This window comes from Aeromonas sp. QDB68, from assembly GCF_027707405.1.
In the GTDB taxonomy this organism is placed as follows: domain Bacteria; phylum Pseudomonadota; class Gammaproteobacteria; order Enterobacterales; family Aeromonadaceae; genus Aeromonas; species Aeromonas caviae.
Genome location: NZ_JAPCIQ010000258.1, coordinates 1 through 516, shown reverse-complemented (window position 1 = coordinate 516; position 516 = coordinate 1). Strand labels below are relative to the sequence as shown.

Genomic DNA, 516 nt, shown 5'->3' with positions numbered 1-516 from the left:
GTTTGGGGTACGATGACTTGTAATCTGAAGCTTAGAGGCTTTTCCTGGAAGCAGGGCATCAATGGCTTCCGCACCGTGGTGCGTTCGTCTCGTGTCTCAGTGTTGTGTCTCCGGATTTGCCTAGAAACACCACCTACGCACTTTCACCAGGACAACCGTCGCCTGGCCCACCTAGCCTTCTCCGTCCCCCCATCGCAATTACAAGTCGTGCAGGAATATTAACCTGCTTCCCATCGATTACGCCTTTCGGCCTCACCTTAGGGGTCGACTCACCCTGCCCCGATTAACGTTGGACAGGAACCCTTGGTCTTCCGGCGAGGAGGCTTTTCACCCCCTTTATCGTTACTTACGTCAGCATTCGCACTTCTGATATCTCCAGCATACCTCTCGATACACCTTCGCAGACTTACAGAACGCTCCCCTACCACTCACGCTTAGCGTGAATCCGCGGCTTCGGTGCCTGGTTTGAGCCCCGTTACATCTTCCGCGCAGGCCGACTCGACTAGTGAGCTATTA

At 54.5% G+C, this 516-nt stretch carries 1 rRNA gene; it reads right to left on the bottom strand.

From position 1 onward, the window contains the following. Positions 1-516: ribosomal RNA gene (locus PG892_RS22535) — 23S ribosomal RNA — on the bottom strand; the annotation flags it as partial.